Here is a 22,883-nt window from a genome sequence, read left to right on the forward strand (position 1 = left end):
GGCAACAGGAGCGCATCGCGCGAGCGACGCGGCGCCGGGAGACGGGCGGTTCATCGCAACGGGATGGCGGCGGGCAGGGGAGGGCCGATCTCGCGCGGCGGGGCGTCGCCGCCGAGCAGGCCCTCGTAGCGGGGGATCAGGGCGTTCCAGGAGAAGGCCTGCGCCCGCGCGCGGCACCGCGCGCGGGTCTCGGGCCGCGCGGCCAGGGCCGCAGCCCTCAGGATGGCCTCGCTCAGTCCGGCCGCGTTCGTGGCGGCCAGCCGCGTCGAGCCCGGATCGAACAGAGCCCCCACCGTCTCGTCCGCGACGATGTCCGGGATGCCGGCGTGCCGCGCGCCGACCACCGGGGTTCCGGCCGCCAGGGCTTCGATCAGGACATTGCCCAGCGCCTCCCAGACGGCCGGGTTCACGCAGACCGTCGCGCGTGCGTAGAGGTGCGGCAGGTCCTCGACGCGGCCGAGACCGAGAAATTCGACTCGATCGCGGAGGTTGCCCGGAACGGCAGCGGACAAAGCCGCGCGGGTGGCCGGGCTCGATCGTCCCGTGTAGACGAGCCGGAGAGCCGGCAGCCGCTCGGCCACGGCCGGGAACGCCTGGGCGAGGAGGAGTGCGCCTTTGCGCGGCTCGTCGGCATCCCCGCTGAACAGGATGTAGGGTTCGCGCGGAGCGTCGTCCGGCAGCGCCTCGAAGGGAGCGGTCTCGGTGGGGGACGCAAGCAACGTCCCGGCGACCCCGTAATCCCGCGCGAGCGCGTCCTGAGCGAAGCGGGACAGGACCGCCACGGCATCCGCCTGCCGCAGCACCATGCGGAACATCAGGCCGTCGGCGGGAATGCGCCGGAAGTAGCGCCGCACCGGAATGCCCGTACACTGAAAGACGAGGCGGAACCGTGCACCCGCCCGGCGCGCGATCAGAGCGCCGACCGCATCGTGGTAGTTCAAGCAGTGCACGGCGTCGAACGGCTCCGCACGGAGCCACCTGGCCAAGTCCCAGCCGAACAGATGCTGGCTGTTGAACCAGCGGCCCGTCAGCGCGGCCGGCCCGGTTCTGCGGCGAAGCAGGACGCGCCGGACCGGGCCATCGGCTTCGATCCGCGTTTCGGACGCGGGAGAACTGGTCAGGACGGTGACGTCGTGGCCGCGGGCCGCCAAGCGCTGCGACAGATCATGGAGCATCCGCTCCGATCCTCGGCGAACCTCCGGCCATGCCGTCGGGTGAGTCACTGCGATCCGCACTGTTGCCTCCAACCGCTTCGCCGCGAGCGACCACGACCGTGTGGCTCCGGCGAGAAACTATCTTGCATTCAGAATTGTCGAGACTGATCTTGAAAAACGATGTAATTTGCCGTGGCGACTTCCGTATCGAGCAAATGCATCGTCAGAGATGAAAAGCTTCAAGGTGTCATTATGGAGCAACGCGCGGGTTCATAGAACGAGTGCGCGGTAGCGAATGCTTCCATAAAGCAGGGATGTTATCATGACGACCATCCGCGGCAGGTGAGCAATCACACGCCCGGCGTGGGCTGCGAGCTGCCGCGGGTCCACGGAGCCGGTGCGATGGATGCCCCGCGCGAGCAGTGCCGGCGGCAGCACGAGCAGCAGCAGCGGCTGCCAGATGACGGCGAACGCCGCCACGCATACCGCGAGGTAAAGCAGCCATATCGGAGGATAGAAGAACAGGCGCGCGACGAGGAGACGTCTCCTGAGTTCCGGATGCCGCTTGACTAGGGCAGGAACCAGAAACAATCGTGTCGGCTCGAGAATCCATTGGAGAAGCGATTGCTGTTCGATCTCGTGCCAGATGACGGCGCGCGGCTCGAAGCGGCGGGTGTAGCCGGCCTCGATGATGCGCCAGGCGAGATCGGTATCGGCACATTCCGTCGCCCGGTTGAGCGGGTCACGGAACGAGAGGGTTTCGTCGAAGCCGCCGAACGCGTCGAACACGCTTTTCCGCACGACCATGTTGGCGGTCGGAAAGGTCGGGTGCTCCTGCGCCGTGACGAACGTGAGTTTGGAGCAGAGCGATGCCGTTTGCTCCGGCTTGGGCAGGACCGGGCCCGTCGAGAACGCGACCGCCGGGTCGGCCAGGGCGGCGATGCCAAGGGCGAGCCATTCGGGATGGGGCCGGCAATCGCTGTCCGTGAAGGCGATCAGCGGGGCCCGCGCCTCAAGCACGCCTCGGTTGCGCGCCGGGGCCGGTCCCTTGTCGTGCTGCATGCGCAGGTAGCGGAGCTGCAGACCCTGGGCCCGCATCGCCGTGCAAAGACCGGCGATATCGTCCTGAGACACGTTGTCGACGACAATGACTTCGAAGCTCTCGACGCCAATCGTCTGCCTGAGCAAAGCTTCCAGGCAGTCCTTCAGCAGAAAGAAGCGGTTCTTCACGGAAATTACGACCGATATGTGCGGATTATTAGTTGAATTATTGCCTGGAATATGGCTAAGATCCCTACCATCCATGGCTTCACCTCCGCCGCGCTTGCCCGCACTCCGCGATCCGATCCGAAACGACGCGGCGCAAGCGCTCCTAGCTGACAAGCGATAGATTTCGAGGCCGCAAGCGTCTGCTAAAAATTATGCGCCACCCGAGCGGTTTCGGGCGGCCATCCACGGACGGCGGTGCATCGTAAGGATTCCGAGTTCAATGGGCCGATTGACTTGTAGCGTGGCGTCGCACCGTGCCGGCGGCGGGAGCAGGTGCTTCCGGTGCGGTCGGCGCGTGTCTTGGTTCGGCGCTTCGGACGATGAAGGGTCGGCAGGGGCCGCAAACGAACACGATGACCGATGGACTTTCTGCCCTGTCCCATGCTGCCCTGTCCCGTGCCAACGGCATGACGGCCGCCCTGGATCGGGCCGCCGATGCGTCGGCCTGAAAGACAGGAGCCGCATCGCTTCGTGTCCGCCCGGCGGCCCCTCCCGCTTGGGTCAGGCCAGCGGGCGGCCGTGACCGGCCCATCGCGTCTCCACTGCGCTTCCTCGCCTGGGCCGTCCGTGTGACCGGGGGCGTTGACCCGCGGGTTCCTCGCCTTCCGGGGGGATGCGACGTCTCACCTGACTCCGCCCTGTCGGCCTCGATCACCCGGCGGCATCGACGCACGGTCGGTCTACGAAGCCGATGCAGTGCGAGCAACGGTCGCGCCGCCGATACCTGACGCATTCAGCAGGTCGTCCCCTTCCTGCCAAGCCAAAGTCAAGCGCGACCGAAGACGCTCCTACTGCAAAGGTGGGACCGCATCTTCACTCTGAAGTGAGAAATATCACCGCCGGCGGTCGCTCTGTCCCGTATTAATGATCCAGATCGGCTGACAGGGCGCCGAAGCAGCGGGATATAGGGTGAAATAGAACTTGGCCTCGGCGCAGGCACGATGTCCGGAGCACTCTCGCGTGGCGAGCCGGACTCTGGCGGCGTGCGGCAGCGCGGCCGGCCTGTCGGCTCCTGAAGCGGGGGCGACTTCGCCGCCCGGTCGGGGTCGGGGCGCAACGTTCGACGGAGCGCAGCGGCCACTCACTGCAGCATCGCTCCGACTCGCGGGGCCACCCGTGCGCCCTCGCTGATCCGGCGTGTAGCTGATCAGTTGAGCACGAACGCGATCGATACGATTGAAGCATGGCGCCAATGTGCATGCACGGCCGCGCAAACGAGTCCAGCCTGATTACTCAGATGTTCGACCGGAATGAACGGTACAAGCAAGCCTCAGGGGACGATCACATGCTTGGGACAGCGATCGGCGGTGCAGCAATTCAGGGCCGCGCAGCCGCGAAAATCAGCCGGCTCACGAATCTCGGCGGCGCGGACCGCGAGGCCTTTCATCACCTCGTGCGCAAGTGGCGGTACGTCGCCGCCCGCGATGATCTCGTTGAGGAGGGCGACCATCTCGGCCATGTCAGCCTGATCATCTCGGGATGGGCTTACCGCTACAAGCAACTGGAGGATGGCCGGCGACAGATCGCGGGGATCCTGTTGCCGGGCGACCTGACGGAGGCGCTCGCCCCGGAGGGATACGCGATGGACTGCTCCATCGCCGCCCTGACGCCGCTCACCTGTGCGGACATCCCGCTCAGGGCGCTGGCGACCGTGTGCGAGCAGCACCCGGCGGTCCGGCAGGCCCTGCTGTGGGAGAGCTTCATCGCGGCCTCGATCCAGCGCGAGTGGCTGCTGAATGTTGGTCAGCGCGTCGGCACGGAGCGGGTCGGCCATCTGCTGTGCGAGCTGTTCCTGCGGCTGCGCCGGGCCGGGCTCACCGAGGACAACAGCTTCGTTCTGCTGCTCACTCAATTCGACATGGCCAATGCCCTGGGCCTGTCGCACGTCCACATAAACCGCAAGCTCGCGCAACTGCGCGATCAAGGGCTCGTGGAGATGCTCGGTCGAACCGTGCGGATCCCCGACATCGCCGCCCTGCAGGCCGCAAGCCTGTTCAACCCGAATTACCTCCACCTCAGCGACGCGGCAGCCCGCAGCGAGGTTCAGCCGCGGCTCTCCGCACCGGCCGCGCCGCACCGGATCGATCACAATCGCCTCGTCACGCACGGCCGTCGGCGGCAGGCAGCGCGCACGCCCCTCGCGGGTGCGGTCCACTCGGTCGCTGATCGGTCCGCCCCATCTGCCGGGTCCCGGCCCCGTGTCGAAGAAGCGGTCAGATTTGCGAGACGGTGAGGCCGGCGATGTGATCCGCAGGCATGGCCCTCACACGGGTCGATCTCCACGCCGGCACACAGGTGGGAATCCGGGTTTCAACCGCGCGGCGCGAATCGACATCAGTCTCGGCCATTGTCACTCTCCATCCGCGCTCCAGTCGTCGACAAGAGCCGGCCATGACATGACGGTCCCCGGATCCTGGTCCGGCCGGAAGGTGAGCCTCCGGGTTCCATTCGGCAGCCTCCCGGGCCGCCGCCGCGCCTCGATCTTGGCCCTGGCATCGGCCAAGGACGAGAACCGGTTCGCATTCAGGCACCAGAGCCGGTTAGACCCTCTTGTGGTTCGCCCTCCGGCCTTCCCGGCGCCGCAGGATGCAGATCCGGAAATAGCCGGAGCGCACCCGGCTCTTGGCCGGATCATGGATGAGCCTCCGCAGCGGTGCCGGATCGGGCCTGGTCGGGCGATAGCGCATGCTCGACCGGCCGACGCCGAGCGCGCCGCAGCCGCGCCGCTCGCTCAGCCCGTGCGCCTCTCGCACCTGGTTCACGAGGTCGCTGCTTTGCGAGCACGTCCTGCAGGATGGGCTTGTCGAGGCTCAGATCAGCCACGCGCTGCTTGAGCTTCCGCTTCTCCTCCTCCGGCGGCTTCAGCCGTCGCAACTCGCCCGTGCCCAGTCCGCCGTAGAGCTTCTTCCAGCGTTAGAACGTCTGCTCGGAGATGCCGATCCGGCGCAGGACCTCCGCGACCGGCGTCCCGGTCTCGGCCTGCTTCAGCGCAGAGGGGATCTGCTCCGCGGTGAACCGGCCCGTCTTCACGGTTCCGCTCCTCCCGTCAGGGGCTCACAAAACCGGAAAACTCGCACTCACGCCGGACCAAAGCGATGGGGGGACGTCAAATCTCACCCAGTGGGTCATCCGGCGGTTTGCCAGACACCGTCTGGACCACTCGGCGCCCGGATTGCACCCTGGCCAGATGCGCAAAGCGAGCTGCCGGCATACAAAGGATCCACAATATGGGATGTGGTCGAGCTCCGGAAGCGGGAGTGGAATAGGCTGATGGCTGTCAATTCTCCCGAGCTGAAAGCATTCCTGGTCGACACGCCCTTCTTCGGCGGCCTCTCGGACACGAGTCTCGATCTCTTGATCTCGATGTTGGTTGAACGACACTTTGAGGCAGGCGCCACGATCATAGTAGAGGGAGAGCCTGGACACTCGATGTATATTGTTCATTCTGGGGAGATTATGGTGACTAAGATCGGAGGATCGGGATGTGTCGTTGATATATGTCATCTCGGCCCAGGTGATTTTTTTGGAGAGATGACCGTCATTGAAATACAGAATAGATCGGCAACTCTCATTGCAAAACAACCGGTCGTGGCATACGAGCTCACAGCTCGAAACCTGTATAACTTTTATAAAAAAGACATCTATGCATACGCGATGGTGCTGCAGAACATAAATCGAGAACTTTGCCGAAGGCTACGCCAGGCCGACACCCACATTGTCGGCACAGTGAGTGCTACGCGCGGTCCGATACTTTAGATGCGATCGAACAGCGCCGCTGCAAGGAGCGTGGCGGCTCAGGTCTCCCGGATCATTCCCTTAGGAAAAGATTCGGCCGCCTCCTTGCGGTTCGCCGACCCGTGTCGGGCAGAGCAGCACCCGGGATCGAACTCGGGAGCGCTACGCTCGCCTCCGTCCGAGCGACCGCCCCGCTTCCGGATCCCGATCCAGCACGCACCCCGAAGGCCGCGAGCCCGAGCGTAGGTGCGGTTCCGCTCCTGCCACGCGTGCTCCGCCGGCTTCCGCTCACCCTCGTGGGTGAGGGGCGCCTTGTCCTCATCCGGATGCGCGCAGAAGGCCGACATCACCGGGCTGTTGGCCACGAACGGCGGGATGCTGTCCGCCTCGGAGGGGGCGAACGTCAGCGCGCCGATCCATCCGACATCCGGTTGATGGCTTCGTCATCTCCAATTTCGGCCATACGGATGTCGGCTTCGCTCAGGCGGCGCGCTCAGGCGCGTGATCCGGGATCCGCTGCGATCAAGCGGATCCCGGCTTCCCGCCTTGCCCGGCCGAGCGCAGCGTCGGCGGAAGGAGAACCGGGAGAGGGAGCGGACATCCCGGATGCCGGCTCGGCAGGGAGCGCGTGGCGGGACCCGTCCATCCCCCTCCGCGCCCCGGCGCCCCGGTCACGCGCCGCGGAACAGGGCGTAGCCGAAGCGCGTGAACTTGAGGGGCAGGTGGACGTGCGCGGCCACGTCCTCGATCGTGAAGCGGAACGGCACCCGGTCGAGGAAGCGCCCGCCCCCCTCCGGGGCGAGATAGTCGCCGACGTCGAAGGTGACCTCGTAGATCCCCGCCGTCACGCCCGCCCCGCCGGAGATCGGGTGGGGCAGGTGGCCGTCCGGGCCGATCCGGCCCTCCGCCACCAGCCGCCGCCCGGCCGGGTCGAGCGCCTCGACGGTCACCCGCAGCCCCGCCGCCGGCCGCCCCGTCGCCACGTCCACCGCGTGGACCGAGATCCCGCCCGCCCTCATCCGATCCTCCCCCCGACCTCCGGCCGGCGATGCGCCCAGGGGCGCCGCCGCTCCATCGCCTCCGCCACGTCGAGCAGCAGCCCGTCCGCCCCGTACCCGGCCACGAGCTGCAGGCCGATCGGCAGCCCGTCCGGGGACGGAGCGACCGGCAGGCTGATCGCGGGCAGCGCCGCGGCGTTGACCCAGCCCGTATAGATCGCGTGACCCCGCGGCCCGACCGGCCGGCCGTCGATCCGCGCCGGACACACCTCCGCGGCCGGCCAGGACAGGGCCGCGATGGCCGGCGTGACCAGGAGATCGATCTCCGCGAAGAGCGCGCTCGCCGCGTCGCGCAGGGAGGCGACGCGGTCGAGGATCCGGGCGAGGCGGGTCGCCGGGGCGCGGGCGCCCTCCTCGGCCATGGCGCGGTAGGGCTCGCTCGCCCGCCGCCCGAGGGCGGGATCCTCCGCGAAGAGCCGCGCGAGGCCGATCCGCCCGATCTCCGGCCAGAGGTCGTTGAGCGCCGCCACGTCGAGTGGGAACCGGCCCTCCGTCACCGTCGCCCCGCAGGACGCGAGGTCGTCCAGGGCCTCCCGGCACGAGGCGGCGATCGCCGGATCGAGGGGCGCGTCGCCGAGGCGCTCGACGTAGAGCGCCCGCAGCGGCCGCGGCGGGGCGGCGGGCGGCGTCGGGAAGCGGGACCACAGCACCCGCGGGTCCGGCCCGGCCATCAGCGCCAGCACCGCCCGGCTGTCCGCCACCGTGCGGGTGAGGGCGCCCGCCACCTCGAAGTCGAGCAGCGGCGAGGGCAGGCCGCCGCGGCGCGGCACGAGGCCGAGCGAGGTCTTGAGCCCGACGAGGCCCGTATGGGCGGCCGGGCGGCGCAGCGACCCGCCCCCGTCCGTGCCGAGCGCGATCGGGGCGTAGCCGGCGGCCGTCGCCGCCGCCCCGCCGCCCGTCGAGCCGCCGGGCGTGAGCGCGGGAGCCCAAGGGTTGCCGGTGGTGCCGAACCGGGCGTTGGCCGTGTAACCCTGCACGGCGAATTCCGGCATGTTGGTCTTGGCGAGCGTCACCAGGCCCGCCGCGCGCATCCGCGCCACCGGCAGCTCGTCCCGGGCCGCGGGCGGCTCGGGCCCGTCCCGCGGCTCCGCGAAGCTCGCGGGCAGGCCGGCGGTGACGAGGAACTCCTTCACCGTCATCGGCACGCCGTCGAGCCGCGACAGCGGGCGCCCCGCCCGCCAGCGCGCCGCGCTCGCCTCGGCCTCCTCCCGGGCGCCCGGAGCGAGCCGCGTGACCGCGTTCAGCGCCGGCTCGCAGGCATGGAGCCGCGCGAGGCAGGATTCGAGCACCGCGACCGGACTCGCCCGCCCATCGGCGAAGCACTCTGCCATCTCGGTCGCGCTCAGTGCCCAAAGGGCGGTCATGGCGGGCTCCTGCGGCTGCCGGTCTCCCCGGGGAGGCGGCTCAACTCACGGCATGGCATGGATTTTCCTCGAACCGGCATACGATTTGCGAAGACCGGCGGGCAAGTTCGATGCCGCGGGGTGAAGGCCGGTGACGGAAGCGACGATGCGGGCCGGGACGGGCCGGTCCGTCGTGCTCGACGGGATCACCCACCGCTACGGGGAGGCGGTGGCGGTCGGGAACGTGACGCTCGACATCAAGGGCGGGGAACTCGTCTCGCTGCTCGGCCCTTCCGGCTGCGGGAAGACCACGCTCCTGCGGATCGTCGCGGGCTTCCTGCGCCAGACCGAGGGGCGGGTGATCGTCGGCGACGCGGTCATGGACGACCTGCCGCCGAGCCGGCGGGCGGTCGGCATCGTGTTCCAGAACTACGCGCTCTTCCCGCATCTGAGCGTCGCCGAGAACGTCGCCTACGGCCTCGCCGCGCGCGGGGCGCCGAGGGCCGAGCAGGAGGCGGAGGCCGAGCGCCTCCTCGGCCTCGTGCAGCTCGGCGCCATGGCGGAGCGCTACCCGCGCCAGCTCTCCGGCGGGCAGCAGCAGCGCGTGGCGCTCGCCCGCGCCCTGGCGATCCGGCCCGCCGTGCTCCTCCTCGACGAGCCCTTCGCGGCCCTCGACAAGAATCTCCGCCTTGACATGCAGATCGAGGTCAAGCGGCTGCAGCGGGTGGCGGGCGTCACCACGATCCTGGTCACCCACGACCAGGAGGAGGCGCTGTCCCTCTCCGACCGGGTGGCGGTGCTGTCGCAGGGGCGGCTGGAGCAGTTCGCGGCCCCGACCACGATCTACGACGCGCCCGAGAGCCTGTTCGTCAACACCTTCGTGGGCTCGGCCAACACGATGCCGGGACGCGTCGTCGGCCAGGAGGGCGCGGGCGCCCGCGTCGCCCTCGATGCGGGCGGCGAGATCGTGGTGCGGCGCCCGGGCCGGGCGCTCGCGCCGGGCGCGCGCGTCGTCGCCTGCCTGCGGCCCGAGCACCTGCGCCTCACCGACGGCGAGGAGGGCATCGCGGGCGTGGTCGAGATGGCGCTGCCGCTCGGCCCCACGGTGATCCACGAGGTGCGGGTGGGAGCGGGCGGCGCCCTCAAGGTCGCCGAGCCGCGCCTCGGCGGCGCGGCCGCGCGCCCGCCCGGCACCGCCGTGCGGGTCGCCGTCGCGCCCGGCCTCGCCTCCGCCTTCCCCGCCGCCTGATCCTCGCCCAGGACGCTCCGATGATCCTCGACCGCCGCCGCCTCCTCACCACCGCCCTCTCGCTCGGCGCGATGGAGCTCTTCCCCGGCCTCTCCCTCGCGCAGGCGAGGCCCCTCGTCTTCGCCACCTTCACGGGGAGCTGGGAGGAGGCGCACAAGGCCGTGCTGGTCCCCGCCTTCCGCAAGGAGACCGGCAACGCCCCGATCGTCCTCGACCCGATGCTGTCCGTCGACCAGATCGCCAAGGTCTCGGCCGCCCGCGCGAACCCGCCGATCGACGTGATGCTGCACGATCCGGGCCCGGCGCTCACCGCCCAGGCGCAGGACCTCGTCGAGCCCTACCCGGTCGAGCGCAGCGCCTCCTTCAAGGACCTCATCCCGGACGCGCAGGAGGCGACCGGCCCGGCGGCCTTCTTCCAGGTCGTCGGTCTGACCTACAATCCCGACACGGTGAGGACGAAGCCCACCTCCTGGGCCGATCTGTGGCGGCCCGAATACAAGGGCCGGGTCGGCATCACCAACATGAACTCGACGCTCGGCACCGGCTTCATGGTCGAGATCGCCAAGATGCACGGCGGCTCCGAGGCGAACATCGATCCGGCCTTCAAGGCCATGGAGGCGCTCAAGCCCAACCTCTCGGCGGTGGCGGCCAATCCGGGGGCGCTCGCCACCCTGTTCCAGCAGGGCCAAGTCGACATTTCGCCCGGCAACTTCAACGCCATCCAGATCCTCAAGGCCAAGGGCGTTCCGGTCGAGTTCGTGGCGCCCAAGGAGGGGGCGATCGCCTTCAAGACCGCGATCCAGATCGTCAGGAACTCGCCCAACCGCGACCTCGCCTTCAAGCTGATCGAGGCGGCGATCTCCGAGCCGGTCCAGACCCGGCTGATGCAGGCCCCCTACCTGATCGTGCCGACCAACGCCAAGGTGACGATGAGCGGCGAGATCGCCCAGGTGCTCGCCCGGGACACCGACGACCTGCGCAGGAAATTCGTGTTCCAGGACTGGAAGGCCATCAACGCGCAGCGGGCGGCCTGGATGGAGCGGTTCAACCGCGAGATCAAGCTCTAGAGGCGGCGGCCATGAGGCGGCGCCTCCCCGACGTCACGGTCTACGACCTGCGGCTGGCGAGCCCGCTCGCCCTGTTCTTCGCGGCCTTCTTCGCGGCGCCGCTCGCGGCGCTGCTCGGCCTCTCGCTCAAGGGGCCGGACGGAACCCTGGGCCTCGCGCAGTACGCGGCGTTCCTCGGCGATCCTTTCAGCCTCGGCGTGCTCGGCGCGACGCTCTGGCTCGGGCTCAAGGTGACGCTCGTCTGCCTGATCCTCGGCTACCCGCTCGCCCTGGTGGCGACCCGGGCCGGGGGGCGGGTGCGCGGCCTCGTCATCCTGGCGGTGCTCACGCCCCTCCTCACCAGCGTGGTGATCCGCACCTTCGCGTGGATCGTCATCCTGGGCCGCCAGGGCGTGGTCAACGGCGCGCTCGCCTCCCTCGGGGTGAGCGGCCCGCCCCTGCGGCTCCTCTACGCGGAGGGCGGGCTGGTGGCGGCCCTCGCGCAGGTGCAGATGCCCCTGATGGTGCTGCCGCTGATGACGGCGCTGGCCCGCATCGATCCGAGCCTGTGGGACGCCTCCGAGGCGCTCGGGGCCGGGCGCTGGCGCACCTTCCGGCGGGTGACGCTGCCCCTCTCCCTGCCGGGGCTGATCGCCGGCTCGGTCCTCACCTTCGCGGCGGCGATCTCGGGCTTCATCACCCAGTCGCTGATCGGGGGCGGGCAGATGCTGTTCATGCCCGGCTACATCTACCAGCAGGCGATCGCCCTGCAGAACTGGCCCTTCGCGGCGGCGATGTCGGTGATCTTCCTCGTCGCCGTGCTGGCGGTCATCGTCGCCTTCAACGCGCTCGGCCGCCTCGCGCGCGGCTACGCCCAGACCTGAGGCCGCCCGATGTCCCGCCCGATGTCCCGCCCGCCCGGCGCCCTCGACCGGCTCAGCTTCGAGATCGTGGTCGCGCTCCTCGCGGGCGCGGCGCTGATCCTGCTCCTGGCCCCGACCGTGATCGTGCTGGTCGTGTCCTTCACGGACGGCCTGTCGCTGCGCTTCCCGCCGCCGGGCTATTCCCTGCGCTGGTACGGGGAACTCGCCGAGGCGTGGCAGCTGCACTTCGCCCTGCGCAACAGCCTCACCGTCGCGGCGGCCGCGACCCTGCTCTCGGTGGGGCTCGGGGTCATGGCCTCGCTCGCCGTGGCGCGCTCGCCGCGCCTCGCGGCGCGGCTCCTCGACAGCCTGTTCCTCTCGCCCCTCGTCCTGCCGGCCCTGGCCTTCGGGCTCTCCAGCCTGATGTTCTTCTCGCTCCTCGGCTGGCCGGTCTCCGTGACGACGCTGGTGATCGGCCACACGGTGGTCTGCGTGCCCTACGTGGTGCGCAACACCGTCGCGGCGCTGACCCAGCTCCAGCCGGTGCTGCTCGAGGGCTCGGCGAGCCTCGGCGCCTCGCGGCTCTACACGCTGCGCCGCATCACCCTGCCGCTGATCCGGCCGGGGGTCCTGTCGGGCGGCTTCCTCGCCTTCATGGCCTCGTTCGACAACATCCCGGTCTCCCTGTTCCTGCGCGACGCGGCGACCGACATGCTGCCGATCCGGATGTGGCAGGACCTGGAGGGGCGCCTCGACGTCACCATCGCGGCGCTCTCCGGCGTGCTGATCGTCGCCACCATGGCGGGCATCGCCGTGATGGAGCGGCTGACGGGCCTGTCGAAGCGGCTGGCATGACCCGCGGGAGCGCGCCCGCGCGCCCCGCCCCCTCACTCACCGAGCACGCGGCGGCGGAGCTCCGCCGCCTGATCCTGCTCAACCGCCTGCGGCCGGGCGAGGCGCTGAACGAGCCCGATCTGGCGCGGCGCCTCGGCATCTCGCGCACGCCGATCCGGGAGGCGCTGAAGCTGCTCGCGGGCGAGGGGCTGGTGACGCTGCGCCGGAACCGGGCCGCCCTGGTGTCGCGCCTCGACCCGGCCGGGCTGGTGCCCCTGTTCGAGCTGGAGGCGGCGCTCGAGAGCTACGGCGCGGGCCTCGCCGCGGAGCGGATGAGCGAGGGCGACCTCGCCCGCCTCGCGCGCCTGCAGGAGGCGATGGAGGCCCTGCGCGAGGACCGCGACGCCTACGTGCGCCTCAACCGCCAGGCGCACCGCCTGATCGTGGCCGCCGCGCGCAGTCCGGCCGTGGCGGAGGCGCATGAGCGGGCCTTCGTGCGGCTGGAGCGCGCGCGCAACCTCGCCCTCGACACGGGCGGGCGGCTCGACGAGTCGCTCGCCGAGCACCGCGCCATCCTGGCGGCCCTGCGCGCGCGCGACGCCGAGGCCGCCCGCCTCCTGATGGCGCGGCACGTGGCGCGCACCCAGGCGCTCCTGGTGGCGCGGCTGGCGGAGGGGGAGGGACGGGCGCCGGAGGCGGACGGGGCGTCCGGACCCTCGCGCTGAGGTCCTTTCCGCCCGGCGGGACCGCGCTTGACGGACGGGCGGCCGCGCGGCGTGGTGACGGCATGCCCCCGCTCCCCCTCTCCCGCCGGCGCGCGAGGCCGGCTCAAATCCTTCTCCGGGCCCTCCTGGTCGCCCTCGCGGCGCCGCATCGGGTCCTCGCCCAGGACGCGCCGCCCCCCGCCGGCGAGGCCGTGCCGGGCTTCGCGCGCTGCCTGACGGACCTCGCCGCCGAGGCGACCGGCCGCGGCGTGCCCGAGGCGACCGTGTCCGCCCTCCTCGGGGACCTCGCGCCCGATCCCGAGGTGCTGGCCGCGGCCGGCCACCAATCCGAGTTCGAGAAGCCGCTCTGGGACTACCTCGACGCGGCGGTGAAGGACGAGACCGTCGCCGATGGCCGCGCCAAGCTGGCCGCGTGGGAGCCGGTCCTGGCCCGCATCGAGGCGCGCTACGGCGTCGACCGCTTCGTGCTGCTCGCGATCTGGGGCATCGAATCCGGCTACGGCGCCGTGCTCGACAAGCCCGGCAAGGTGCGGCCCGTGCTGCGCTCCCTGGCGACCCTGGCCTGCGCGGACCCGGCCCGCGCCGCCTCCTGGCGCGACGAGCTCGCCGCCGCCCTGCGGATCGCCGCGCAGGGCGACGCGCCGGTCGCGGACCTGACCGGGTCCTGGGCCGGCGCGATGGGCCACACGCAGTTCATGCCGACCACCTATCTCCGCTACGCGGTGGATTTCGACGGCGACGGCCGGCGCGACATCTGGCACTCGCCCGCCGACGCGCTCGCGGCGACGGCGCACTACCTGAGCGCGGAGGGCTGGCCGGCCGGCGCGCCCTGGGGCTACGAGGTCGCGCTGCCGCCGGGCTTCGCCTACGCGCTCGCGGACGAGACCACCGAGCGCCCGCTCGAATCCTGGGAGCGGCTCGGCCTGCGCCGGGCGGACGGGCAGCCCTTCGCGGCCACCGGCGTCCCGGCGCGGCTCGTCCTGCCGGCCGGCGCGCGCGGCCCGGCCTTCCTGCTCCTGCCGGGCTTCCGCGCGATCACGCGCTACAACGCCTCCTTCGCCTACGCGCTCGCCGTCTCGCACCTCTCCGACCGGCTGCGCGGGGAGGGGCCCCTCGTCGGCGCGTGGCCGCGCGGGGACCGGCCGCTCAGCCGCGACGAGCGCCGCGACCTGCAGGTTCGGCTGGAGGCGCGGGGGCACCCGGCGGGCGGCGTCGACGGGCGGATCGGCCCCAAGACCCGGGCCGCGATCCGCGCCTTCCAGGCGGCCGCCGGGCTGGTGCCGGACGGCTACGCCGACGCCGCCCTCCTCGATCGCCTGCGGGAGACGCGCTGACGCCGGCCCGGATGCGCCGAGGCCCCTTGCCGCGCGCCGTTCCGCCCGCAATTAGGGGCGGGTCGCGTGTCCGCGAGGATGATATGAACGGTCTCACACGTGCGGTCCTGGCGGCCGGTCTGGTCGCCTGCGGCCTCGGTCCCGCCGCGGCCCAGACGGCGCCCGCGGCGGGCAACGACGCGGTGCTGCTCACCGTGTTCCTCAAGCACGACCAGTCGAAGAACCTTCACGAGATCAACGCGCAGCTGCAGAAGAACGGCTACTACGACCAGTTCCCGCCGGCCGGCACCGAGGTCGTGTCCTGGTACGTGGTGATGGGCATCGGCCAGGTGGTGACGCTGCGGGTGCCGCCCGCGAAGCTGCGGGACGTCAACGTCGCGCTGGAGAACACCGCCTGGGGTCCCTACCGGACCGAGTTCTACCCGACCTACGACTACAAGGCCCTGGCCGAGGAGCAGAAGCGGAAACTGGGCTCGGGCCCGAAGGCCGGGGGCGCGGGGGACCCTTCGCCGCGGTGACTCCGCCCGCCTGCGGGCTCCGCGCCCCCCTCCTGGCCGACCATGACCCGTCCGGCTGGCGAGGCGGTTCCCGGCAATCCGGTCGGCGAAGTCGGCGGCGGCGGCGTTGAGAATCGTGCTGACCGGATGGTCCGAGACACCTCCCCCACCGCGGCTGGATGCCCTCACCGTCCGGCCCCGCGGGCCGTTCGTCGGCGGCGGATCCAGGCCGGACGGGTGCGCGGCCTCGTCCCCCCGTCCTCGCCGATCGGCGCGTGGGTCGTGCCGGACGGCGAACGATGGGCGCTCTCGCATCCCACATCCGCTCGATCCCTTCGGGAGAGCGGATTGGGGCTTGGCTCACGCGCCGCGCGGGCGCGGGATCCGCTCGGATCAACCGGATCCCGGATCAGGTGCCGCAGAAGGTCCTGAGCACCCGCTCGTGCTCCCGCGGCGGCTCGGCGTAGCGGGCGCGCTCCGGCTGCTCGGCGTAGGGCTGGCTCAGCACCTCCACCAACTCGCCGAACGGGGCGACATCGTCCCGCTCGATCGCCGCCTCGATCACCGCCTCGACCTGGTGGTTGCGCGGGATGAAGCGCGGGTTGACCCGGTCCATCGCCGCCCGCCGCTCGGGGCCCGGCATCGGCTCCGCCGCGAGGCGCGCCCGCCAGCGCGGGGCCCAGGCGTCGAAGGCGGTCGGGTCGACGAACAGGTCGCGCACGGCGCGCTCCGCCGCCGGGTCGGCGGCCGCGGCCCCGAGATGCCGGAAGGTCAGGGTGAAATCCGCCGCGTTCTCGGCCATCGCGGTCAGGAGGTCGCTGGCGAGGCCCACATCCTCCTCCCGCTCCTCCAGGAGGCCGAGCTTGCGCCCGAGGCCCCCGTGATAGGCGCTCTCGAACAGGGCCGGGAAGGAAGCGAGCCGGTCCTGCGCGTCCCGGATCGCCGCCTCGGTGTCCTCGCCGAACAGCGCGAGCAGCGATTCGGCGAGGCGCGCGAGGTTCCACTGCGCGATCATCGGCTGGTTCCCGTAGGCGTAGCGGCCGTGCTCGTCGATGGCGCTGAACTTGGTCCGCGGGTCGTAGGCGTCCAGGAAGGCGCAGGGGCCGTAATCGATGGTCTCGCCCGCCACCGACATGTTGTCGGTGTTCATCACCCCGTGGATGAAGCCGACGCAGAGCCACTGCGCCACCAGCGCCGCCTGGCGGGCGATCACCGCCGACAGCAGGGCCGGGTAGGGATTCGCCTCCCCGGCGAGGTCCGGGTAGTGCCGGGCGATGACGTGGTCGGCCAGCGCCCGCACGCCCTCGGTGTCGCGGCGGATCGCGAAGAACTGGAAGGTGCCGACCCGGATGTGGCTCGAGGCGACGCGGGTGAGGATGGCGCCCGGCAGCACCCGCTCGCGGATCACCCGGTCCCCGGTCGCCACCGCGGCGAGCGCCCGGGTGGTCGGGATGCCGAGCGCCGCCATCGCCTCGCTGACCACGTATTCGCGCAGGACCGGCCCCAGCGCGGCCCGCCCGTCGCCGCTGCGCGAGAAGGGAGTCGGGCCCGCGCCCTTGAGCTGGATGTCGCGCCGGATCCCGGTCCGGTCGACGACCTCGCCGAGCAGGATCGCCCGCCCGTCGCCGAGCTGGGGCACGAGGTGGCCGAACTGGTGGCCCGCATAGGCGGTGGCGATCGGCTCCGCCCCGGCCGGCATGCGGTTGCCGGACAGCATCGCCACCCCGTCGGGGCTCGCGAGCCAGTCCGGGTCGAGGCTCAGCGCCTCCGCGAGCGCCCGGTTCAGCCGGATCAGCCGCGGCGCCGGGACCGGCGTCGGGTCGGTGCGGGCGAAGAACCGCGCGGGGAAGCGGGCGTAGCTGTTGTCGAAGGGGAGGGGCGTCATCGCGGGGCTCTGGCCTTCCTGCCGGGCCGTCCGCGCCCAGCGGGCGCCGAGACGGGCTCTGCGGGGACAATGCCGCTCCCGGCGAATGGTTGGCACCCCGCCCCGGCGCGGGCGCCCTGCGGCGCGGTGCGGCAGGGGGCCCGGCTCAGCCGAGCGCGTCGCCGAAGCGCTCGACATGCGCCGCGAGCCCGAGCCCGTGCGCCCGCACCAGCGCCTCGGCCCCGTCGCCGTCGCGCCCGCGCAGGGCGCGCAGGATCGCGCGGTGCTCGGCATTCGAGCGGTCGGCCCGGCCCTCGGCCCGGATCGCCACCCGGCGGATGCCGCGCACGTGGATCATCAGGGTGCCCGACATCGCCTCCACGATCTTGCACTGGCCGAGCGCGATCACCGCTTGGTGGAAGCGCAGGTTCGCGTCCGAATAGGCGTCGAGGCTGTCGGCGGGCGGGCGTTCGAGGAAGTCGGCGAAGAGCGTCTCCAGCCCGGCCAGCTCCGCATCCGTGGCGCGCTGGCAGGCCAGCCGGGCCGCCATGCCCTCCAGCGCCGCCCAGGCGTGAATCATGTCGATGATCTGCCGGCGCGTCTTGCGGACCACGAAGACCCCGCGGCGCGCCTCCGAGCGCACGAAGCCCTCCTGCTCCAGCACCGTGAAGGCCTCCCGCACCGGGGTGCGGCTCACCCCGAGGTCCCGCGCCAGCCGGCGCTCGTCGAGGCGGATCTCCTCCGGACTCCCGTAGATGTCCATCTCGGCGATCGCCGCCTTCAGCGCCTCGTAGACGAGCGTGCGCAGATTCGCCGAAGCGACGATCGGCGTCACCGTGAATTCCTGCGACCTCACCATCTCGCGCACCTGTGCGTCTCCCTGCCCGGCGGGCCCGGCGGGGCCGCTTCCGACGGCCGCCCCGATCCGTTCCCTCCGCCCCCCGCGCCGACGGAGCCCCCGCCGGCCCGATGCCCGCGGATCCGCCGCTTGACATCGCCTGGATCCTGGCATACCACATGCCAACACAACAAGACAAAATACTCGCTGGCGACCTCCACGAAGAGGCCCGCTTTCTGGCGAGACGAAACCGGGAGGACCGCAGAGAATGACGGTAATCCGCACGCCAATGTTGCCTGAAGGCTCACCTCGCCGAAGACCTGCGGCCCGGCGCGACGCGTGACCGGGCGGATGAGCGGGACGATCGAGTGGAAATCAACGCGGGATGAACGCGGATGATAGTGGCTGAGTGCGATTACGAGCAAGTCGTGGAGGCGGTGGGCGACGCCATCGTGGTCTCCGACGCGGAGGGACGGATCACGGCCTGGAACGCGGCCGCCGAGCGCATCTTCGGCTTCACCAAGCGGGAGGCGCTCGGGGAGACCCTCGACCTGATCACGCCGGAGCGCCACCGTCGGCGTCACTGGGACGGCTACGCCAAGACCATGGCGACGGGCGTGACCAAGTACGGCACCACGCTCCTGCGGGTGCCCGCCTTGCACAAGGACGGGCGCTCGCTGTCGATCGCCTTCACGGTCGGGCTGCTGCACGGCCCGGAGGGCGTCGTGACCGGCATCGTGGCGTCGATCCGGGACGAGACCAGCCGCTGGGCCGAGGAGAAGGCGCTGCGCCAGCGCATCAGCGACCTCGAAGCGGTCGGCTGACCGGTCTCGTCGAAGAGGGCGGCCCTGGTCCGCCCGCTTCTCAAGACAAATCCCAAGTTATCGCAGGTTTCGCCGGGCGGCCGCGAGGCTCTCGTCCGAACCCTGCTCAGCGACACGGGCCGAAGCGGCCGTGTGATTGTCACAAGGCGGGATGAGCCGCCGATCTGCAAACGGAGGAATGTCCTCATGAGCAAGCCCCTCGAAGGCATCAAGATCATCGACTTCACGCACGTCCAGGCCGGGCCGGCCTGCACCCAGCTCCTCGCCTGGTTCGGCGCGGACGTGATCAAGGTGGAGCGGCCCGGCGCAGGCGACGTCACCCGCACCCAGCTGCGGCACGTCGAGGATGCGGACGCGCTCTACTTCACGATGCTGAACTCCAACAAGCGCTCGCTCACCCTCGACACCAAAACCCCGCAGGGCAAGGAAGTCCTGGAGAAGCTGATCAAGGAATCCGACGTCCTCGTCGAGAATTTCGGCCCCGGCGCCCTCGACCGCATGGGCTTCTCCTGGGCCCGGATCAACGAGCTCAACCCGGGCATGATCGTCGCCTCGGTGAAGGGCTTCAGCGAGGGCCACCACTACGAGGACCTGAAGGTCTACGAGAACGTGGCGCAGTGCGCGGGCGGCGCGGCCTCGACGACCGGCTTCTGGGACGGCCCCCCGACCGTGAGCGGCGCGGCGCTCGGTGATTCGAACACCGGCATGCACCTCGCGATCGGCATCCTCACGGCGCTGCACGCCCGCAACAAGACCGGCAAGGGCCAGAAGGTGGCCGTGTCGATGCAGGACGCGGTGCTCAACCTCTGCCGCGTCAAGCTGCGCGACCAGCAGCGCCTCGACGCGCTCGGCTACCTGGAAGAGTACCCGCAATACCCGCACGGCGAGTTCAGCGACGCGGTGCCGCGCGGCGGCAACGCGGGCGGCGGCGGCCAGCCCGGCTGGGTGCTGAAGTGCAAGGGCTGGGAGACCGATCCCAACGCCTACATCTACTTCACGATCCAGGGCCACGCCTGGGCGCCGATCTGCCGCGCCCTCGGCAAGGAGGAGTGGATCGAGGATCCGGCCTACAACACCGCCCGCGCCCGCCAGGACAAGATCTTCGAGATCTTCGCCTTCATCGAGAGCTGGCTGGCCGACAAGACCAAGTACGAGGCCGTGGACATCCTGCGCAAGTTCGACATCCCCTGCGCGCCGGTGCTGTCCATGAAGGAGATCGCCGCGGACAAGTCGTTGCGGGCGAGCGGCTCGATCGTCGAGGTGCAGCACCCGCAGCTCGGCAAGTACCTGACCGTCGGCAGCCCGATCAAGTTCTCGGACCTGAAGGTCGAGGTCAAGGCGTCGCCGCTCCTCGGCGAGCACACCGACGAGGTGCTGCGCGACCTCGGCTACACCGAGCAGCAGATCGAGATGCTCCACCAGGAGCGCGCGGTCTAACAGGTCCCGCGGCGACGATGGCGGCGCGTCCCTCACGGGGCGCGCCGTCCGTCGTCTCGCGTCCGGCTCCCGCCGGACGGTGATGCGCGCCCGGCGGGACCGGGCGCCGATCCTGACGCCGGGGCCCGCGCGGCCCGCACCGCGAGGAACCCGCAGCCGATGCTCCGCCGCCTGAGGCGTTTCCTGCCCGATCTCACTCCCGTCAGCCTGGACGAGCGCCTGCGCGCGGCGATCGGGGCGCTGGCCGGGATCCTGGCGACCGGCCTGATGAGCCGCGCGGCGCTCGGCGACCACGCCTCGCTGCCCGTCCTGATCGCCCCGATGGGCGCCTCGGCGGTCCTCCTCTTCGCCGTGCCGGCGAGCCCGCTCGCCCAGCCCTGGTCGATCCTCGGCGGCAACACGGTCGCGGCGCTGATCGGCGTGACGGCCGCCACGCAGATCGCCGACCCCTTCGTGGCGGCGGCGGTGGCGGTGAGCGTCGCGATCGCCGTGATGACGGCCCTGCGCTGCGTCCACCCGCCGAGCGGCGCGGTGGCGCTGACGGCCGTGCTCGGCGGCCCGGCGATCCACGAACTCGGCTACGGCTTCGTGCTCTGGCCGGTCGGGCTGAACTCGCTGATCCTGCTCACCACGGCGATCCTGTTCAACAATTTCACTGGGCGCAGCTACCCGCACCGGGCGCCACAGGCCTCGCCCGCCGGCCGCGGCGCGATGCCGGCCCCCTTCACCAGCCTGGGCTTCACGGGCGCCGACCTCGACGCGGCACTCGAGGATTTCGGCGAGTTCGTCGATATCGGCCGGGCCGACCTCGACGCCATCCTGCACCACGCGCTGCTGCGGGCCTCGCGGCGGGCGCTCGGTTCGGCGACCTGCGCCTCGGTGCTCTCGCGCGCGGTGGTCGGGATCGCGCCCGACGCCTCCCTGGACGAGGCCCTGGCCCTGTTCCGGCGCCGCCGCATCCGGGCGCTCGCCGTGACGGACGAGGGGGCGCGGGTGGTCGGCCTCCTCACCCACCACGACCTCATCGACAAGGCGGCCTGGAACCGGAACGGGCCGCGCCTCGACCTGCCGCGCCGCCTGCGCCTGACGCTCGCGCGCGGCCGCGCCCCGCACCACTGCGTCGCCGACGTGATGACGACGCCCGTGATCCCCGTGCGCCCCGAGACGCCGCTCGCCGACGCGGCCCTGTGGATGTCGCAGGCGGGGCTCGTCCACCTGCCGGTGGTGGGGCCGGACGACCGGCTGATCGGGCTCGTCTCGCAGGGCGACGTGGTCAACGCGCTGCTGGTGGCGAACGGGGCCCGGGCGGGCGGCCCGGTGCTGACCCCGCGCGGCGAGGGCGCGCTCGCCGGCGCCGCCTGAGCGGGTTCAGGCCCGGTACTGCGCGTCGGTGACCGGGTCGAGCCACGCCACGGCCTTCCCGTCCTGCCTCTCCTGGATGGCGATGTGGCTCATCCCGGTCCGGGCGGTGGCGCCGTGCCAGTGCTTCTCGCCGGGAGCGAACCAGACGACGTCGCCCGGCCGGATCTCCTCGACGGGACCGCCCTCGCGCTGCGCCCAGCCGAGCCCGGCCGTGACGATCAGCGTCTGTCCGAGCGGGTGGGTGTGCCACGCGGTGCGCGCGCCCGGCTCGAAGGTCACGAGCGCGCCCGCGACCCGCGCCGGCGCGGGCGGGCTGAGCAGCGGGTCGATGCGGACGGCTCCGGTGAAGTAGTCCGGCGAGCCCTGCTCGGATGGCCGGGCGCCGCTGCGTGTGATCTCCATCGCGTCCTCCGTGTCGGCCGGGGCGGGGCCGCCCCCCGCCCGACCTTACGGGGCTGCGCCGGGATGACCAGGGGATCGGACCGCCCTTCTCCCGCGGGACGCGGACGCGCGGGAGCATCCGGGACCCGACCAGGCCGTCGCGACCAGGGCCCGGGCCCCCTGCGGCGGACCGGCCCGCCCGGTCTCATCCCGCCGCGACCGCGTCGTCCTCGCCCGCCGGCACCCGGTCGGCCCGGCCCGCGAGGAAGAAGTCGACGGCCTGCGCGGCGAGCGCCGGCTGCCACGCGTGCGGGCCCTCGTGCTCGACGTAGGTCAGGTCGTAGCCGGCGCGCCGGAGCAGCGCCGCATGGGCGCGGGCGCTGCGGTCGATCGGGATCTGCTCGTCCCGCGTGCCGTGCGAGAGGAAGATCTTCGGGGCGCCCTGCTGGACCTGCACCGACAGGAAGCCCGCCGAGGACACGATGACGTGGCTCACCACGTGACCGTTGGTCAGCCCGAGGGAGAGCGCGTAGCTGCCCCCGTCCGAATGCCCCGCGAAGGCGAGGTGGTCCGGATCGAGGAGGAAGCGGTCCGCCACCGCGGCGAGCGCCGCGTCGAGCCGCTCCCGGTCCGGCCCGTTGCCCGCGATCACGATGTCCCAGGTCGGGAAGAGCGATTGCGGCAGGAGCAGCAGGAAGCCGCGCGCCTCGGCGTGCGCCTCCAGCATCGGCAGGATCTTCTGCGCGCTGCCGCCGCCGCCGTGGAACAGCACGACGAGGGGCGTCGGCCGGCGCGGGGCGACCGCCGGCGGCACCACCAGCAGCGCGTCGCGCTCGGGAAAGAGGCCGATCGCGTGGCGGCCGGGCGGCAGGGGAGGCCGGGTCGGCAGGCGATGGGCGAAGGACAGGCAGCCGGCAAGTTCGGGATCGATCACGGGACCCTCTCGCAGCATCACGCGAAAAACCCGCCGGCGGGACGCGCCGGCGGGGCGGGTGGCGGGCTGAGCATCATGCGCCGAGGTGGCCGCCGGTTCGGCGGCGGCCATGATGCGGCAGCGAAGGCCTCGGCGG

Annotated in this window: 21 protein-coding genes and 1 pseudogene; 12 read left to right on the forward strand and 10 right to left on the reverse strand. The window is 71.5% G+C overall.

Annotated features, from left to right (window positions below; all coding sequences use genetic code 11):
- Nucleotides 1-50: 50 nt before the first annotated feature.
- Nucleotides 51-1,235 (reverse strand): glycosyltransferase family 4 protein, encoded by a 1,185-nt coding sequence (locus M446_RS19340; RefSeq protein WP_265576389.1) that lies wholly within the window; start codon nucleotides 1,233-1,235, stop codon nucleotides 51-53.
- A gap of 189 nt (nucleotides 1,236-1,424) precedes the next feature.
- Nucleotides 1,425-2,459, reverse strand: a complete 1,035-nt coding sequence (locus tag M446_RS19345) for a glycosyltransferase family 2 protein (protein WP_012333790.1) — start codon at nucleotides 2,457-2,459, stop codon at nucleotides 1,425-1,427.
- A 1,201-nt stretch (nucleotides 2,460-3,660) separates the two neighbouring features.
- Here M446_RS19345 and M446_RS34290 point away from each other — a divergent pair.
- Nucleotides 3,661-4,656 (forward strand): Crp/Fnr family transcriptional regulator, encoded by a 996-nt coding sequence (locus M446_RS34290; protein WP_265576390.1) that lies wholly within the window; start codon nucleotides 3,661-3,663, stop codon nucleotides 4,654-4,656.
- A gap of 310 nt (nucleotides 4,657-4,966) precedes the next feature.
- On the opposite strand, the pseudogene M446_RS35620 reads toward M446_RS34290, so the two are convergent.
- Nucleotides 4,967-5,453 (reverse strand): annotated as a pseudogene (locus M446_RS35620) (transposase); the annotation flags it as partial.
- A gap of 240 nt (nucleotides 5,454-5,693) precedes the next feature.
- On the opposite strand from M446_RS35620, the gene M446_RS35625 reads away from it, so the two are divergent.
- Complete coding sequence (locus M446_RS35625; RefSeq protein WP_012333792.1) at nucleotides 5,694-6,179, forward strand: cyclic nucleotide-binding domain-containing protein; 486 nt, start codon at nucleotides 5,694-5,696, stop codon at nucleotides 6,177-6,179.
- 38 nt (nucleotides 6,180-6,217) lie between these two features.
- On the opposite strand, the gene M446_RS39485 is transcribed toward M446_RS35625, so the two are convergent.
- From M446_RS39485 to M446_RS19370, 3 genes are all read right to left on the reverse strand, one after another.
- Nucleotides 6,218-6,574 (reverse strand): DUF417 family protein, encoded by a 357-nt coding sequence (locus M446_RS39485; protein ID WP_083784710.1) that lies wholly within the window; start codon nucleotides 6,572-6,574, stop codon nucleotides 6,218-6,220.
- 255 nt (nucleotides 6,575-6,829) lie between these two features.
- Nucleotides 6,830-7,177: a hydroxyisourate hydrolase gene (locus M446_RS19365; RefSeq protein WP_012333793.1), complete on the reverse strand. Its 348-nt coding sequence runs from the start codon at nucleotides 7,175-7,177 to the stop codon at nucleotides 6,830-6,832.
- On the reverse strand, nucleotides 7,174-8,580 hold the full coding sequence (locus M446_RS19370) for an amidase (protein ID WP_012333794.1): 1,407 nt from the start codon (nucleotides 8,578-8,580) through the stop codon (nucleotides 7,174-7,176). Before M446_RS19370 ends, M446_RS19365 begins: the two co-directional genes overlap by 4 nt.
- Before the next feature lie 145 nt (nucleotides 8,581-8,725).
- Here M446_RS19370 and M446_RS19375 point away from each other — a divergent pair, with 145 nt between their 5' ends.
- The 7 genes from M446_RS19375 to M446_RS19405 all read left to right on the forward strand — a co-directional run bounded on the left by M446_RS19375 (nucleotide 8,726) and on the right by M446_RS19405 (nucleotide 15,128).
- Nucleotides 8,726-9,808, forward strand: coding sequence for an ABC transporter ATP-binding protein (locus M446_RS19375; RefSeq protein WP_012333795.1), 1,083 nt, complete (start codon nucleotides 8,726-8,728; stop codon nucleotides 9,806-9,808).
- A gap of 20 nt (nucleotides 9,809-9,828) precedes the next feature.
- Entirely contained in the window at nucleotides 9,829-10,875 is a 1,047-nt protein-coding gene (locus tag M446_RS19380) for an ABC transporter substrate-binding protein (RefSeq protein WP_012333796.1), read from the forward strand.
- An 11-nt stretch (nucleotides 10,876-10,886) separates the two neighbouring features.
- Nucleotides 10,887-11,738, forward strand: a complete 852-nt coding sequence (locus M446_RS19385; RefSeq protein ID WP_012333797.1) for an ABC transporter permease — start codon at nucleotides 10,887-10,889, stop codon at nucleotides 11,736-11,738.
- A gap of 21 nt (nucleotides 11,739-11,759) precedes the next feature.
- The gene (locus tag M446_RS19390; protein WP_043702558.1) at nucleotides 11,760-12,572 is read left to right on the forward strand and encodes an ABC transporter permease; all 813 of its coding nucleotides are present in this window, start codon (nucleotides 11,760-11,762) and stop codon (nucleotides 12,570-12,572) included.
- Nucleotides 12,569-13,276, forward strand: coding sequence for a GntR family transcriptional regulator (locus M446_RS19395; RefSeq protein WP_012333799.1), 708 nt, complete (start codon nucleotides 12,569-12,571; stop codon nucleotides 13,274-13,276). The genes M446_RS19390 and M446_RS19395 overlap by 4 nt, the downstream gene beginning before the upstream one ends.
- Before the next feature lie 62 nt (nucleotides 13,277-13,338).
- A complete protein-coding gene (locus M446_RS19400) occupies nucleotides 13,339-14,610 on the forward strand; it encodes a lytic murein transglycosylase (RefSeq protein WP_012333800.1) in 1,272 nt (423 codons plus the stop codon).
- Nucleotides 14,611-14,693: 83 nt separating this feature from the next.
- Entirely contained in the window at nucleotides 14,694-15,128 is a 435-nt protein-coding gene (locus tag M446_RS19405; protein ID WP_012333801.1) for a hypothetical protein, read from the forward strand.
- 388 nt (nucleotides 15,129-15,516) lie between these two features.
- Here M446_RS19405 and M446_RS19410 read toward each other — a convergent pair whose 3' ends face one another.
- The gene (locus tag M446_RS19410; protein ID WP_012333802.1) at nucleotides 15,517-16,992 is read right to left on the reverse strand and encodes a protein adenylyltransferase SelO; all 1,476 of its coding nucleotides are present in this window, start codon (nucleotides 16,990-16,992) and stop codon (nucleotides 15,517-15,519) included.
- A gap of 145 nt (nucleotides 16,993-17,137) precedes the next feature.
- Nucleotides 17,138-17,830, reverse strand: a complete 693-nt coding sequence (locus tag M446_RS19415) for a GntR family transcriptional regulator (RefSeq protein ID WP_012333803.1) — start codon at nucleotides 17,828-17,830, stop codon at nucleotides 17,138-17,140.
- Nucleotides 17,831-18,204: 374 nt separating this feature from the next.
- On the opposite strand from M446_RS19415, the gene M446_RS19420 reads away from it, so the two are divergent.
- The 3 genes from M446_RS19420 to M446_RS19430 all read left to right on the forward strand — a co-directional run bounded on the left by M446_RS19420 (nucleotide 18,205) and on the right by M446_RS19430 (nucleotide 21,432).
- Nucleotides 18,205-18,633 (forward strand): PAS domain-containing protein, encoded by a 429-nt coding sequence (locus M446_RS19420; protein WP_012333804.1) that lies wholly within the window; start codon nucleotides 18,205-18,207, stop codon nucleotides 18,631-18,633.
- 186 nt (nucleotides 18,634-18,819) lie between these two features.
- Nucleotides 18,820-20,070, forward strand: a complete 1,251-nt coding sequence (gene frc, locus M446_RS19425) for a formyl-CoA transferase (RefSeq protein ID WP_012333805.1) — start codon at nucleotides 18,820-18,822, stop codon at nucleotides 20,068-20,070.
- 159 nt (nucleotides 20,071-20,229) lie between these two features.
- Nucleotides 20,230-21,432, forward strand: coding sequence for an HPP family protein (locus tag M446_RS19430; protein ID WP_012333806.1), 1,203 nt, complete (start codon nucleotides 20,230-20,232; stop codon nucleotides 21,430-21,432).
- A gap of 6 nt (nucleotides 21,433-21,438) precedes the next feature.
- Here the strand turns inward: M446_RS19430 and M446_RS19435 are convergent, their stop codons facing one another.
- Together M446_RS19435 and M446_RS19440 are read right to left on the reverse strand one after the other, a co-directional pair.
- Nucleotides 21,439-21,834 carry a cupin domain-containing protein gene (locus M446_RS19435; protein ID WP_012333807.1) on the reverse strand — a complete coding sequence of 132 codons (396 nt, stop codon included), beginning with the start codon at nucleotides 21,832-21,834 and terminating at the stop codon, nucleotides 21,439-21,441.
- A 184-nt stretch (nucleotides 21,835-22,018) separates the two neighbouring features.
- Entirely contained in the window at nucleotides 22,019-22,765 is a 747-nt protein-coding gene (locus tag M446_RS19440; RefSeq protein ID WP_050777580.1) for an alpha/beta hydrolase, read from the reverse strand.
- Between the last annotated feature and the right edge of the window lie 118 nt (nucleotides 22,766-22,883).

Origin of the sequence: Methylobacterium sp. 4-46, assembly GCF_000019365.1 — a bacterium.
In the GTDB taxonomy this organism is placed as follows: Bacteria; Pseudomonadota; Alphaproteobacteria; order Rhizobiales; family Beijerinckiaceae; genus Methylobacterium.